This is a genomic window from Ruegeria sp. CF2, from assembly GCF_056537385.1.
The window spans coordinates 1,234,439-1,248,608 of the sequence record NZ_JBQFRL010000001.1 but is presented as its reverse complement, the minus strand read 5'-3'; the positions used below and the strand labels follow the sequence as shown (position 1 = coordinate 1,248,608).

Genomic DNA, 14,170 nt, shown 5'->3' with positions numbered 1-14,170 from the left:
TCCCGCTAGTAGCCGGTCATCTCAAGGTAGCCGCGCCCCTTGTGGCTGCCTGAGACGGTGACCGGTCCCTCCCAGTATTGAAAGCGCGTCCCCATCCAGGCTTGGGTGTTCTGAGCCCGAACGCGAATGTCCAGATCCTCGCCCGGGATGGACACGCGCCAATCCGTCGGAATATCGCGGTCCGCCACCCGGCTGGTCTCCAGTGGTGTGAAGATAACCGACCCGTCCGACAGGCTACGGCTGGAACCATCCGCGTTGATCCAGGTGGCCGAAGTATAGTCCCCACGTCCGCCGCGCAGGCGAAACGCCATCAACTTGTCGCCGTCCTTGAAACTGAGTGAGAACCAGTCCCACCCTGACTGATCGGCGGCCAAAGGCTGCGACGACCACTCGCGGTCCAGCCATCCGTTCCCAGTGACCGCCACATCGCCGTCGGGCAGATGCAGCGTGCCTTGGACGGCGTAGCCCGGCTGGGAATAATAGTAGCTGGCCTGCCCATCAGCGGATTTCACGGAAAACCCATTCTCACCATGAAAAACCAGCGGCCCCGAAGCAGACAGGTTCAGGTCGTACCCGAAATCGGTTCCGTTTGCAGTCAGGGTCAGGGTCTGGAGCGTTGGTCCTGCCATGCGCCATTCGTCGATCCATGCTTCGAACGGGTCCGCCGTGACACCGGCCTGCCCAATTCCACCACGAGACAAGCGCTCGGTAAAGAAGTGGCGTTCCGGAGTTGTCAGCGCGGCGTGGCCCATCCAGATCTGTGGGCTTTGCCAGCCAGCGGTTCCAAATGGCTTCAAGGCAGAGCGAAACAGGGTCCACTGTATGCCGTAGTCCCGACCGTCCTCTCCGGTCAGATTGGCCGTCAGGTACCACCATTCGATCCGATAGGATGGATGCGGGCCGTGGTCGGCGGGAAAATCGAACTGGTACTCTGGTTGTGGTACGTCAAACCCGTCGGCAGAACCGCCCAAACCGGCAAACCCCTGCGCCATTGCCGCAAGGGGCCAGAACAGCGCACACACGAGTAGTTTAGCGTTCATTGGCAAAGACCCTCAGCAAATCGGCCGGCGGCACCCGCCGAAGACGCCAGGCAGGCAGCGCCGCGGCAATGGCCGCGGCCACAAGTGTCCACAGCATGAGCTGCACCCATGACAACGGGAAAAGGTGCATGGGTAGCCGCCATCCAAACGCCTCGACATTGATGACGGCCAGCAGAATCCAAGCCAGTGCCAGACCCAGCGGCAAGGCGAGGCAGACGGTAAGGAAAGCCAGAACCATGCTCCGCGCCAGTTCCAGTTTGGACAAATGCGACAGTGTCAGCCCCATTGCCCAGACCGGAGCGATCTGAGGCAGCCGCTGGGTCCAGAGGGTCAGCAAGCTGGTCAGTATGGCAAAGCCGGCCACGCCAAGCGTCAGGATGTTCAGAGCGGATGTCACGACAAATGTCTTTTCGAAGATCGCCATGGACTGCGCCTTCAGCGCGGCCTGCCGGATGATCGCGCCTGGGTCCAGATCAAACCTGTTCTGTAGATCCGCCGCCAGCTCATCTACGCGCTCCGGAGCGATGCGAATACCAAACCGTCGGTTTTCGGCATTTGGTGCGATCCTGCCGAACAGGTCCATTGAGACGATCGCTTGCCCGGTCGGATTGCCGTAGTCGGAATAGACGCCAGCGATTGCCAAAGTATGATCGGCGGTGAGCGCAATTGAATCCCCCGGCCACAGATCAGCACGGCGGGCCAGCTGTTCGTTGATCAGGATGGCGCCGTCGGCCAGAACCTTGGTCCATACGTCCGGGGCAGCGGCGACAAGGGGCCAGTTGTCCCGGTAGGTCGCATGATCGACCACTCCGTACAGAAACAGCGGGCCTGTGGGATGATCCAGCTCCACATTCCGTATCGGCAGGACTGCGTCAACGCGCGGGGTCAGCCATGTCTCGATCTCGAGACCTTGATCCGAGTCCTTTGCCGTGATGTACAGCTCGGCCATCAGGCGCTGGTCCAGCCAACCGACGAAGGTAAGCCGGAAGCTGGACACCATGGTTCCGACACCGATATTGGCGGCCAGGGCCAGCAGCAGAGCCATCAGTGCAAGCGACAGGCCCGGCAGCTGGGCCTGCATGTCGGCCAGCACCCACTGCCGAACCGGGTCACGGGCGCGCCCCGCGCACAGGTGCAATATGCTGGACAGAACCAGAGGCAGCAAAAGGGCGCTGCCGGTCAGAATGCCTGCCATCAGAGCGAAACCAGCGACCAATCCGTCAAAGAGCAGAAAGATCACGACCCCGCCAAGAGCGAGCCCAACACCCGCCAGTCCGGTCACGACGGCTCGTGTGCTGCGGCCACGCCATGCCTGCAAGCCTGGGCCGGACAATACCGGCATTCGGCCCAGACGCCACAGGGCGTATCCGCTGGCTGCCAGGGTTCCTGTGATGGACATACCCAGCCCGGCCAGCACCCAACCGACCCTCAGTTGCAACTGACCATCCACCGGTGCACCATAGAGCCCGCGCAGGGTTGCGGCGACATCGGGCAACAACGCTCCGGCCAGGAAAAAACCCAGCAGCAGGCCTATGGATCCACCGATCAAAGCCAGACCTACAAGTTCGGCCAGAATGATGCGGGAAAGCGTCCCCATCGGGACTCCCATCGCCCGCAGACTGCGGACCATTCCACGGCGCTGCGCAAAGGCCAGCCCAACCGTTCCGTGCACGATGAACAGCCCTACGGCGAAGGACAGCAGGCCGAACGCGGAAAGGTTAAGGTGGAAGCTGTCGGTCAGGCGTGTAGAGTCGACGCTGTTGGAAGGGGGCTGACGGTTCAGCTCCGGCGCAACTTGGGACAGGGGCGCAATGCCGCGAGGCTGATCGGGCAGGATGGCAAGTCGCGAAATCTCACCCGGTTTGTTCAACAGTGTCTCAGCCACGCCGATATCGGTCAGAACCACATTGGGGGGAAGCGCAGTGCTGGCGATCGCCGGTGGAAGATCGGGCTGATCCTGCAGCATTGGCACCAAGTCTGGTGGCGCCAGCAGTCGGCCGGGCGCGGTCAGCATGGTCGCCGGGTCGGGTGGGGCTTCTTCCTGTTCCAGTCGCGTTACCGCCGGAAGCGGCGGGTAGGAGACAAGGTCTACTCCGGTCAAAAGAACCGATCGGTCCCCAACCCTGTACCGACCTTCCAGAACGGCCGCGACCTGCCATCCGGCGCGACGCAGATTTACGTATGTTTCCAAAGGAATGTGGCCGGATGGATGCCGCAGCATCTCCATCTGCCCAAGCGCCAATTGTTGGTTGGCACGCGCATAGCTGGCCCGGGCTTCGGCGTTGATGGCCTGGACCGCCGACCAAAGGCCTGTCGCAAGCGCGATTCCGATCAGCAGCGTGGCCAGTTGGATACGGTGCCAACGCCAATGCGACCAGAGGGCCTGGATCACGGTGCGAGTCATACGATCCGCCCGTTTGCAAGGTGCGCCGTTCGGTCAAGCCGGGCTGCGATCACGGGCGAATGCGTCACCAACAGCAGGGCTGCTCTGGTATCCGCAACTAAGGACAGCATCAGGTCAAGAACCGCCGCGCTTGCAGTCTCGTCCAGGTTTCCCGTCGGCTCGTCCGCCAGCAGCAGCTTGGGCCGGACGGCAAGGGCCCGGCCAATCGCGACCCGCTGTTGCTGGCCGCCCGACAGATGTTCGGGATAGCGTTGGGTCAAATCGGTGAGACCGAGCGTCGCGGTCAGATGCGCGAGCCACTCGGGGTCAACTCGATTTGCCAGCCGGGCATGAAATGACAGGTTCTGCGCAACCGTCAGCGACGGGATCAGATTGAATTGCTGGAACACCAGGGACACGTCTTCGCGCCTTAACAAGGCGCGGCCGCGATCGTCCAGTCGCGACAATGCCGTGCCATCCAGAACGATCTCACCGCTGTCAAAACTGTCCAGCGCGCCGGCAAGGTTCAGCAACGTGCTTTTGCCGCTGCCACTTTCGCCGGTGATGGCAAGCGTCTGACCGCGTTCCAGCGACAACGATACGTCGTTCAGGACAGGCCGCCCGCGCGGGTAGGTTTTGTGGATATTCTGTATTTCCAACAACATGATCAGTCTCACCTGGTGCGCTCTACAATGTGCGGCGCGCCGATCCGCTGTCCAGCCTTCAAAAAGTTTCGGTTCTTTTCGTCGCATGACCGCCCGCTGTCCGGCCTTGTGCCTTGAGAGCAGAGCCGCCATTGTGCAGTTTCAGTTTCCGGGCCGATGCAGGGTATCACCATGACATTGTCGCAGCAGATCCTTTGGGGCAGCTTCTATCTGGGGCTGTGTTTCCTGATCGAGATCGGGCTGCTCACATGGTGCACCATCATGGTGCGCAAGGTGATCGACAGGTGGGAAGGGCAGGGAACCTTTCTGCCCACGGCAGGCCCGATCGCCTTGGCGCTGGCCGTCATCGTGGCGACGCACACGATCCAGGTGTGGATCTGGGCGATCGTCTGGGTGATGGGAGATGTCCTACCGGACTGGAACTCGGCCCTGTATTTCTCGCTCGTGACCTTCACGACGCTGGGCTATGGCGACATTGTATTGGGCGAGGGGTTGCGGATTTTCGGGGCCTTCGCCTCTGTCACCGGATTGTTGGCCTTCGGTCTTTCCACGGCATTCATGGTCGCGCTAATGACGCGCGTGTTCCAGGAACGGTTCCTGACCTAGAGGATCGGCGAGAACAACCGCGCCAAAGGCGCGCCATAGCGGATATGCGGCGGTTGCTGGGCGAGGCTTCTGGTCATTTCGTAGCTGGCATCGAAATCGGTCTTCAGCATGTCCTCGGCGGCAGCGGCTGCCCGGCTGTCGAAGAACAGCGCCATTGCTTCGAAGTTCAGACGGAACGAGCGGTTGTCGAGGTTGGTGGTGCCAACTGCGGCTAACGTATCGTCCACCAGAATTACCTTTTGGTGCATGAACCCGTCGGTGTAGCGGAATACGCGCACGCCGGAATCCCGGATTTCATCGAAATAGGCAAAGGCGGCCAACCAGGGCAGGCGGTGGTCGATCATGTCCGGCACCAGAATGCGGACGTCAACGCCGCGCAGTGCGGCATGTTCCAGTGCCGTCATCACGTCGATATCCGGCACGAAATAAGGTGATGCGATCCACAACCGCTCCTGTGCTGCAGCGATCGTGGAAAAGAACATCAACGACCCCGTTTCAGTCGCGTCGCCCGGTCCGGTGGCGACCAGCAGCGCGTTCATGTCCTGATCGGATTCCGATCCGGCCCAGTCCAGCACGTCAATCAGGTCTTCTCCGCGGGCCCAGTGCCAGTCCTCGGTAAAAATTAGCTGTAATTGACGAACGATATGGCCGGTCATCTTGATGTGGGTGTCCCGCCAACGGCCAAAATACGGATCCTGTCCCAGGTATTCGACGCCCACATTATGTCCGCCGATGAACCCGGTTTCGCCGTCGATGATCACGGTCTTGCGGTGGTTGCGGTAGTTCAGCTGAAACCGGAACTTCGGTCCTCGCTGGTCCCGTGGATCAGCGACATCCACACCGGCCGAGCGCAGCTCCTCCAGGTAAGAGGACGGTAGGCCATAGCTGCCTACCGCGTCAGTCATGAACCGGACGCTGACCCCGCGTTTGGCCGCATCGATCAGCCTGTCCTGCAGTTCCAGCCCCAGCGCGTCATCGCGCACGATGTAGAACTGAATGAGGACATAGTTTTTGGCCGCATCGATCGCACGGAAGATGGATTGAAACGTCGCCTCTCCGTCGATCAACAGTTCGGCCCCGTTGCCGCGGGACAGGGGCAGGTGAGCCAGCGCCTCAAACGGGCGCGGATTGACGGTCAGCGTCGCTGGATCGGGTTTCGAGTGATCGGCAAAGCTGCGGATCCCTTCGACCACGCGCTCGCTTTCCTTGCGGGCGATCCGATACCCTTTGAACCGGTGATGTCCCAGAAACAGGTATAGCGGCACCGCCAGAAACGGTGCCGAAAGCAGAAACACCACCCATCCCACGGCGCCCTGCGGGGTGCGCGCCGTCTGAGCGGCCCGTACTGCGAAAAAAACCGCGACACAGTAGATGGCAAAGACGGACAGCGAGGCGATGAATGTCCACATGTGTGTGCCGACCTTTCCGCGCTTTAGTTCGAGCCGGTGAAAACCCGGGACCAGTCTTTGGCCATATCCACGATAACCCAGCCCATTTCTGGGCCTTTGTCCAGCCCGTCGACAAGCCGCCCGATGTGGCTGTCGCGATCATAGGCCCATTCCCGTTCGGCATCTGTGTGGTGGATCAGAACGCCCATCCGCGGCCCGTCGCCAGCGGTAGTCCATTCCAGCATGGCAAAATCACCGTCCGAGTTCCCGACCGCCAGGATCGGTCGTTTCCCGATCGTACGCTCGATATTGATCGGTTTGCCCTCCTTATCGTCGATGAACGCCAGCGCGGGCGCCTTCATGATCGTGGGCGTGCCGTCAACAATTTCGTAGGTGCTGTCCGCATAGGTTCCCAAAATCTGGTTGGGCGGTATTCCATAGGCGTCCTCGGCGAACACGCGCATGAAATGCAGGCCTCCGCCCGAAACTATGTAGGTCGTGAACCCCTCGTCACGCAGATACCGGAGCAGTTCGACCATGGGCTGATACGTCATCTGGTCATAGGCCAGCCCCGTATCGGGATGGCGTTCCGTCTGAAGCCATTCGGCGACGGAAGCCTGGAACGCATCGACGCTGAGCCCCGAATGCGTGGCGCTGACGACTTCGATCAAGGCATCTTCACCGCCCTTCAGAACGGTTTCGGCGTCGCCCTTGGCCGCGGCCTCCAAGGTCGGCGTGGTCAGGACCGAGGGATCGTCCTGCGCCATCTCGGCCAACTCATCCATGGCGTATATGAACTGGAAATAGACCGGCTGCTCGGCCCAGAGCGTTCCGTCATTGTCAAACACCGCCACCCTGTCTGCGGGGGTGACATAGTCGTCCGAGTTCGGCGTCGTCACCGTATCGACAAAGGCGATGATCCGTTCCTTGGCCGGACTGTCGGTCCAACTGGGCAGAGGGTCCGCCGAAAGGCCCGCAGGCAACGCGAAAACGGCGGCTGAGAAGATCAGGCGGAACATGAAATATCCTTTCGCATCAAAGAAATGAGGGTCGCCGATCAAGCCGGCGACCCTCGAGAGTAGAACCGACCTTTATCAGTTGTTGGTCGGCGTCAGCATCTTTTCCATCACCTGATCCAGGCTGAAGCTCGCCGCCTTCTGGCGCGGCGGGAACTCCTGGAAGGTTGCGAGGAAATTCGCCACGTATTGCTGCGCGGGCACCAGGAAATACACGCGGTCGATCATCCAGTCATAGTAGGTGTTGGACGTGCGATATCCGCGTTCATAGGGATCGCGGCGCAGGTTCACGATGATCGGAACGCGCAGTTCGGTCCACGGCTCCATCCAGGCGCGCAGGGTGGCCCAAGCCTTCTGCTCCAGGAAGATCAGCTTCCAGTCTCCGAAGCGCAGCGCCGTCATGTCGCCGTCATCCGAAAAATAGAAGATCTCCTTGCGCGGGCTTTCTGTGGTTTCACCCGTCAAGAGCGGCAGGATGTTGTAGCCGTCCAGATGCACCTTGTAGTCGCGACCCATCCCCGAGGACGAATAGCCTGCCTTCAGCTTGTCCTTGATCTCGGGATCTCCGGCCGCCGCCAGATAGGTCGGGAGCCAGTCCATGTGATGCACGATCTCGTTGGTGACCGATCCGGGTTCGATCTTGCCGGGCCAACGCACCATCGAAGGCACGCGCCAGCCGCCTTCCCAGTTGGTGTTCTTTTCGCCCCAGAACGGCGTGGAAGCAGCATCGGGCCACGTATTGTAGTGCGGTCCGTTGTCTGTCGAGTAATGAACGATCGTGTTGTCGGCGATGCCCAACTCGTCCAGCAGATCGAGCAACTGGCCCACATGCATGTCATGTTCGATCATGCCGGCCGAGTATTCGTCCATCACACGTCCGGTCATGTCATTGGCCTGCTGGCGCATCTCGTCTTTGACATGAGTGCGGAAGTGCATGCGCGTTCCGTTCCACCAGACATAGAAGGGCTGGCCTTGCTCGTGGGCCCGCTTGATGAAGTCGATCGCCGCAGCCACCGTTTCCTCATCCACGGTCTCCATCCGCTTCTTGGTCAGCGGTCCGGTATCTTCGATGGTTCCGTCGGCCTTGGACTTGATGACGCCACGGGGACCAAAGGCTTCGCGGAAAGTCCGGCCATCGGGCAAAACGGTGTCACCCGGATAGTCTTCGTTCTCGGGCTCCTCTTCCGCGTTCAGGTGGTAGAGATTTCCGAAAAATTCGTCAAATCCGTGGTTTGTCGGAAGATGTTCATCTTTGTCTCCCAGGTGGTTCTTGCCGAATTGACCGGTGGCATAGCCGTGGTCCTTCAACAAACCAGCAATGGTCGGATCTTCGACCTGCATACCAAGATCGGCACCCGGCAGACCGACCTTCGACAGCCCTGTGCGGAACACTGACTGACCCATGATGTAAGACGACCGCCCTGCGGTACAGGACTGCTCACCATAATAGTCGGTGAAGATCATACCTTCATTCGCGACCCGGTCGATATTGGGTGTACGGTACCCCATCATGCCTTTGGTATAGGCCGAGATGTTCGACTGACCGATGTCGTCGCCCCAGATGACCAGAATGTTGGGTTTCTGATCTTGCGCCCAGGCCGGCGCGGCCAGCGCGACAGAAACCGTAGCAACTGCCAATCGTCGCAGTCCTCTGCGCCATAGATGCGTTAAATTTCCCTGTGATGACATCTTTTTCTCCTTATGTGGTCAGGCAAAAACGGCCTTGCAGGAAAGTCAAAAAGGGGAAAATGCGTCCCCCGATCCGTCAATCATTCTACACGCCCTTCGCAGGTCAGGCGGTTCGGCAAAAAGGGGGAATCAAGACAAGCCCCTCTAGGCAATTGATAACTATCACAAAGACCAATCTAAAAATACTTATGTTTGAAGATAGCGCCCTGGGATTTGGCTCAGATTGGGTTGACGTTAGGTAAGTAATTGGCAGCCGCGTCAGGGATTGAGCTGGGGCAAAGCGGATTGAGAGTGGCCTAGGGGGCGGGCGATACGGTCAAGGCAATCTCGGACCTTGCTCCAGTTTTCCGCTTGCTGATCGCCGCCGCCATATCTGGACGCGCCGATTTCGCCCAGAGAAGCCTCGAATTCAGCAGTGTCTGGCGGGTCGGCCAGTCGCCGTTTCCAGACTTCCAACTTTTGATAAACACGGGCCAAGTCTTGTTGGCGCACAGCCTGCTTGAGTTCCGAAAAGGCATGCGCTGCCGAGGCCAGCCTGCGTTGCCTGGCCGCTGCCCAGCGTGCCAAAAGAACCGGATGTAGTTTGCGAAAAACAAACCATAATATCACGACCCCAATGAAGAAATAGCCGACCAGCTGCAGAACGGTTTCCCGGTCCGGAGGCTGCCAAGGCGGCGGCGCAAGAACGAGGTCGACGGGATCGGCGCGCGCAGTTTCGACCTTGTTGGTCTTGAGGTTGAACCAATCGATCTCGACAGGCGGCAATTGGGTCTGTCCGCCGTCCTGGGCCACATAGGTCACGCGGTCGGTGCGCTGGCCGGACAGAACGCCCCGGTCTTCGGTTTCCGACAATCGGGGCTCATTGGGATAGGCCCGCAACAACGGGTCCTCGATCTGGGGCAACAAAGGCGGGATCATGATCGGGGTCGTTCCGGTGATCTTTGCCGTCAGGGTGCGGGTCAGTGCGTCTCCGGTTTGAAGGCTGGTATCGCCCTCAATCTCCTGCGACAGTTCGAACCCGTCAGCGATTATCAGGGGATCCAATCCCCGGGCTGCGTCAGGAATCCCGACTGTCAGGCGAACGGCAGGCAAGGGAACCGAGACCTGAACGGGATCGTTGGTTTCGGGATTGGCAAATGTTACCTGCACCTCGGCCGCCGCAAATTCATACGTACCGGGGGCCAACGGATACAGACGATAGCTGCGCTGAACCCCGGACCATGTTTGGCCTTCGACGCTCTCGCTGACCGGCCCCGAAGCGCGATCGGGCAGGCGTACCAGAAGGTTTTCCTGTTCAAGCGATGGAAAGACCGGCGGATTTGGCATGTAGGTCGGCACCAGCACCTTCAGGCGAACGATGGCGGGCTGGCCGACGATTGTCGGATCCGGCGGCACTTCGATCGTGACGCGGGGCTGGATGTCTAGTGCTTGCGCCGAAGCCTGGGCGGGCCACAGAAGCAGCATCAAGAGCGCGAAGTACCTCATTGGGAACGCTCCTGATTTTCAAGAACAAACCGGCTGCGCAGGAAGTCCTGCATGTCGGTGTCGATGGCGCTGATCCACTGGTCGGCCGACAAGGGCGCGGCGTCCCCGGTCTCGGCCTGTTGCGTGGTGTCCGCGCCCAAACCGGCTTCGTTGTCGAACACCACGTCATCCGCCCCGATGCCCGCCTCCTCGCCGGTATCGGATTGCTCGCGGGTGGATTCGACCTCGGCCAGAATGGCCTGGGCGACGGCCAGGTTGTACGCGGCCTCCGGCCAATCCGGGCGGCGCTCCAGCGCGGTTTCAAAGGCTGCGATGGCCGGACGATACTCTCGATTTCGGATGCGGGCCATGCCTTCGGCAAACGCTGCTTCGGGCGTGGAAAGCTGGGCAAAGGTCTCGGAGGCTTCGGCATATTGCCCGGCTTTCAACTGGGCGTAGCCTCGGTGATACGGATTTTGAAACAGAGTGCTGGCGGCGGCGTAGTCCTTGCGGTTCATGGCGATCTGGCCCTGCTGGTCCGGGGTCAGGAACCAGTCCCGCCAACCGTCTGCGCGCGCGCCGGTCGGTGGCAGTAACAGCAATGTCACAAACCCCCAGCGGATGACCCAGCCGCGTCGGAACCACAGCAGCGCGATCAAGGCGACGGGCCAGGCCAGGATCCAGGCGCGGTCCTGCCAGTCGACGCGGTCATCCTCGCCCAATGCCGCGGAAAAACTGCGGGTGATCCCGCGGTTCAGCCGGGTAATGTCGCGGTCGTCGCCCGAGAAGGGAACGATCGTGGCGCTGCGCAGGCCGTCCAGTTGCGGAATCTGGCGGCCATTCGGAAGCATTGTCAGAAAAAACAACGGGGTATCAGATTGTCCCAACGCGGAAACCTGTTGCGGATCGATATCGTCAAGTACGAAGAGAACCGCGCCTGTGCCTGTCTGATCGCCCAGAATGTCCTGCGCCAGCGTCAGCGCGTCACCGGCGGCATCGCCCGCGACCGGCATGACCGCCGGGGTCAAGCCTTCAAGCAAGGGACGCAGGATGTTGGCGTCTTCGGTCAGCGGCGCGACCCGGTGTGCGGATCCGGCATAGGCGATCAGGGCGGTGGGCGCACCTGCGCGGGTGTTGATCAGATCGGTGATCTTCAACTTGGCACGGTCCAGCCGTGACGGCGCCAGATCGGCCTCCTCCATGCTGTCGGTGACCTTGAGCGCGATCACCAGCGGCGCGGTGTCCGCGATCAGAGGGTTCGGCGCCCGTGACCATGTCGGCCCCGCCACGGCAAGGGTCAGAAGACCGGCAGCCAGCGCGGCGAGGTCCAGCGGACCGACCCGCCGTTGATCCTCGGCCCCCAGACGCAGTGCCTGAGCGAGGTGTGGCGCGATGCCCGTAGGCAGGTCCGAGCTGCCCGATCCGCGCGGCCGGGTCAGCCACCAGACAGCGGCAATAGGCAGCAACAGCAACAGCCAGTAGGGGCGCAGGAAATGAAACTGGGCCAGAGCGTCAATCATGCCGCGCGCCTCCGACCATGTGAAAGGCGAAAGCCCAGAGTGCTGGCGAGGATGAGGAGCAGCGCCGCCGCCAGCGGATAATGCGCAAGGCTGACCCTCGGGCGGTAGCTTTGGGTTTCCACCACGCGGGGGTTCTGGGCGTCGATCTGCCGGTAGACCTCTGTCAGGGCGGCCTGGTCGTCGGCAAAGAAATACTGGCCTTGGGTTTTGTTGGCGATGTCCTTCAGCGCGTCCAGATCGACCCGGTCTTCGCCCGTGGCATCCGGGTCGCCGACACCGATCGTGTAGATCACGACACCCTTGTCCGCCGCAATCGACGCGGCATTGACCGGCGTCATGCGGCTTGAGGTATCGGCACCGTCCGACAGCACGATCATCAGACGTTGGTCAACCTCGCTCGATTCGAATGTGCGGATGCCCAGCCCGATCGCATCGCCCAGCGCCGTGTTCGGACCCGCCATGCCGACGGCGGTCTGATCCAGAAAGCCGTTGAGGCTTTGCAAATCCTCGGTGAACGGGGCCTGAACGAAAGCGCGGGTGCCGAAGATGATCAGCGCCATCCGGTCGCCTTCGCGCGCGGCGATGAAGGCGCGCAGAACGTCCTTGACGGCCTCCAGCCGCTGCTTGGGTGTGCCGTCTGCGGCCTTGAAATCGCGCTGGTCCATCGAGCCCGAGATGTCCACGGCCAGCACCACGTCGCGGGCGGATTTCTCGATGACGATCGGGTCGCCCAACCGTTCGGGCCGGGCCATTGCCAGAACCAGAAGCACCCAGATCAGGATCGCCAGACCGGCTTGCATCCGCGTCCGTCTCAGGGTTACCGAGCCGGATTGCGGCTCGGCCCCGGCTGCATGTGCGACGTGGCGAAAGAACGGGATGCGAATGGCATCGACCCGTTGCCTGTGCGGCGGAGCAAGGAAATAGACCAGTGCCGGCAGTGGCAGCAGAAGAAACACCCAAGGCGCGGCGAAACTGAACATCAGACCGCCCCCTTGGACCGATGCGACTTGATCCATTGCCGCGCCAGTTCGGCGGCATCCGGGTCGGTGACCCCCTTGCGGTATGGGGCGGCCGCCAGATTGCCGAGGGCCGAGGCGGAAAACCCGGACAGGTCAGCGGTTTGGCCAAGAAAATTCGTCCAGTCGTCACCGGTCAAACCGGCCACCTGAGACCGGGGAAAGGCGACAAGCGCCGCGCGGCGCACGATCTCGGCGGCTTTGGCCGGGTCATTCTGACACCGGTCCAATTCCTTCAGTGCATACCGCCGATAGGCATTTGACTGCCGGTGCCGCAGGATCGCCACGAGGATCAGACCAACCACGAGCAACAGTGCCACTGCCAGAACAACCCAGCCCCAGGTCTGCGGTACCATGGAAATCGGAGCCGGCTCGGGCGCGGGTTTCAGCATGTCCAGCAGCTCGACCAGCGATTTGCCTTCGGTGTCCGGGGTCATGACCGCCCCCGTTGGTGGCCGAACAGTCTCAGGATCTGGGCCAGAGCGGGCTCGGCGGTGGTCAGCGGGACGACGGGAAACCCGTATCGGCGCGACCAGGATTGCAGCTGCGCCAGCCGTTGCTCCATCGCCTGTGTCACGCGGTCCGACATCTGGCGGTCTGACGCGTCCAGTTCGATCTGCTGGTCGCCGTCCGAGACCGTCAGGCGAAGCTCGGGCGGCATGTGGCGCGAGATCGGATCGGAGATGTCGAACAGGATCAGGTCATTGGAATGGGCCAGGCGGCGCAGCAGCCGTTCGGACCCGTCGGTCAGGCCGTCAAAGTCCGAGAACACGCAGACCAAGGCATTGGTATGTGCGATGCGCGCAGCCTGTTGCAGCACCTGGTTTAGCGAGACCGTGGTCTGTGGGCGCAACCCAGCGTGCAGGCTGCAATTGAGCGCGCCGAGCGAGGACAGAAATCTCCGCAAGGCCGCCGGGCGGCGCTGTGGCCGATGTTCGGCCAGGTCGGCATCGCCGAACACGATCCCGCCGACGCGGTCGCCTTGCGCCAGAACCCGATGGGCGGCGATGGCCGCAGCCTCGGCCGCTACCACCGATTTCATGTAGACTTGTGTGCCGAAGAACATCGAGACCCGCTGATCCACCAGAAGCAGCGCCGGGCGGTCGCGCTCTTCGGTATAGACGCGCACATGCGGCTCGCCGGTTCGGGCCGTCACTTTCCAGTCGATCGTGCGGATGTCGTCGCCGGGCAGATAGCTGCGCAGTTCCTCGAAATTCAGGCCGCGCCCGCGCAGGCGCGAGGCATGGCGGCCGTTCAGCACTGAACGGGCCGGCTGTCGGGGCAGAAGGCTGAGCGCGCCGGTGCGCCCGCCCAGGCTCAGCAGGTGGCGGGCATCGACGTGGATGCGTGGGTCGCGGGATGTCGCTGCGGTCGGGGACACGC

Annotated in this window: 12 protein-coding genes; 1 reads left to right on the top strand and 11 read right to left on the bottom strand. The window is 61.7% G+C overall.

What is annotated here, in order from left to right; genetic code table 11:
• Positions 1–5: 5 nt before the first annotated feature.
• From ACR0IR_RS06145 to ACR0IR_RS06135, 3 genes are read right to left on the bottom strand one after another with little or no spacing between them, the layout of a single operon-like run.
• Positions 6–1,040, bottom strand: a complete 1,035-nt coding sequence (locus ACR0IR_RS06145; RefSeq protein WP_170363406.1) for a lipocalin-like domain-containing protein — start codon at positions 1,038–1,040, stop codon at positions 6–8.
• Complete coding sequence (locus tag ACR0IR_RS06140; RefSeq protein ID WP_170363407.1) at positions 1,030–3,444, bottom strand: ABC transporter permease; 2,415 nt, start codon at positions 3,442–3,444, stop codon at positions 1,030–1,032. Before ACR0IR_RS06140 ends, ACR0IR_RS06145 begins: the two co-directional genes overlap by 11 nt.
• A complete protein-coding gene (locus ACR0IR_RS06135; protein ID WP_170363408.1) occupies positions 3,441–4,088 on the bottom strand; it encodes an ABC transporter ATP-binding protein in 648 nt (215 codons plus the stop codon). The genes ACR0IR_RS06140 and ACR0IR_RS06135 overlap by 4 nt, the downstream gene beginning before the upstream one ends.
• A 171-nt stretch (positions 4,089–4,259) precedes the next feature.
• Here ACR0IR_RS06135 and ACR0IR_RS06130 point away from each other — a divergent pair, with 171 nt between their 5' ends.
• The gene (locus ACR0IR_RS06130; protein ID WP_170338490.1) at positions 4,260–4,694 is read left to right on the top strand and encodes an ion channel; all 435 of its coding nucleotides are present in this window, start codon (positions 4,260–4,262) and stop codon (positions 4,692–4,694) included.
• On the opposite strand, the gene cls is transcribed toward ACR0IR_RS06130, so the two are convergent.
• From cls to ACR0IR_RS06090, 8 genes are all read right to left on the bottom strand, one after another.
• Positions 4,691–6,103: a cardiolipin synthase gene (cls, locus tag ACR0IR_RS06125; protein ID WP_170363409.1), complete on the bottom strand. Its 1,413-nt coding sequence runs from the start codon at positions 6,101–6,103 to the stop codon at positions 4,691–4,693. The genes ACR0IR_RS06130 and cls overlap by 4 nt on opposite strands.
• A gap of 23 nt (positions 6,104–6,126) precedes the next feature.
• On the bottom strand, positions 6,127–7,101 hold the full coding sequence (locus ACR0IR_RS06120; RefSeq protein WP_480778994.1) for an HAD family hydrolase: 975 nt from the start codon (positions 7,099–7,101) through the stop codon (positions 6,127–6,129).
• Positions 7,102–7,176: 75 nt separating this feature from the next.
• Entirely contained in the window at positions 7,177–8,787 is a 1,611-nt protein-coding gene (locus ACR0IR_RS06115; protein WP_093962145.1) for an arylsulfatase, read from the bottom strand.
• Between the two features lie 258 nt (positions 8,788–9,045).
• Positions 9,046–10,272, bottom strand: a complete 1,227-nt coding sequence (locus ACR0IR_RS06110) for a BatD family protein (RefSeq protein WP_170363411.1) — start codon at positions 10,270–10,272, stop codon at positions 9,046–9,048.
• Complete coding sequence (locus ACR0IR_RS06105) at positions 10,269–11,771, bottom strand: VWA domain-containing protein (RefSeq protein WP_170363412.1); 1,503 nt, start codon at positions 11,769–11,771, stop codon at positions 10,269–10,271. Before ACR0IR_RS06105 ends, ACR0IR_RS06110 begins: the two co-directional genes overlap by 4 nt.
• Complete coding sequence (locus tag ACR0IR_RS06100; RefSeq protein WP_170363413.1) at positions 11,768–12,751, bottom strand: vWA domain-containing protein; 984 nt, start codon at positions 12,749–12,751, stop codon at positions 11,768–11,770. Before ACR0IR_RS06100 ends, ACR0IR_RS06105 begins: the two co-directional genes overlap by 4 nt.
• Positions 12,751–13,224 (bottom strand): DUF4381 domain-containing protein, encoded by a 474-nt coding sequence (locus ACR0IR_RS06095; RefSeq protein ID WP_170363414.1) that lies wholly within the window; start codon positions 13,222–13,224, stop codon positions 12,751–12,753. The genes ACR0IR_RS06100 and ACR0IR_RS06095 overlap by 1 nt, the downstream gene beginning before the upstream one ends.
• Positions 13,221–14,168 (bottom strand): DUF58 domain-containing protein, encoded by a 948-nt coding sequence (locus tag ACR0IR_RS06090; RefSeq protein ID WP_170363415.1) that lies wholly within the window; start codon positions 14,166–14,168, stop codon positions 13,221–13,223. The genes ACR0IR_RS06095 and ACR0IR_RS06090 overlap by 4 nt, the downstream gene beginning before the upstream one ends.
• Between the last annotated feature and the right edge of the window lie 2 nt (positions 14,169–14,170).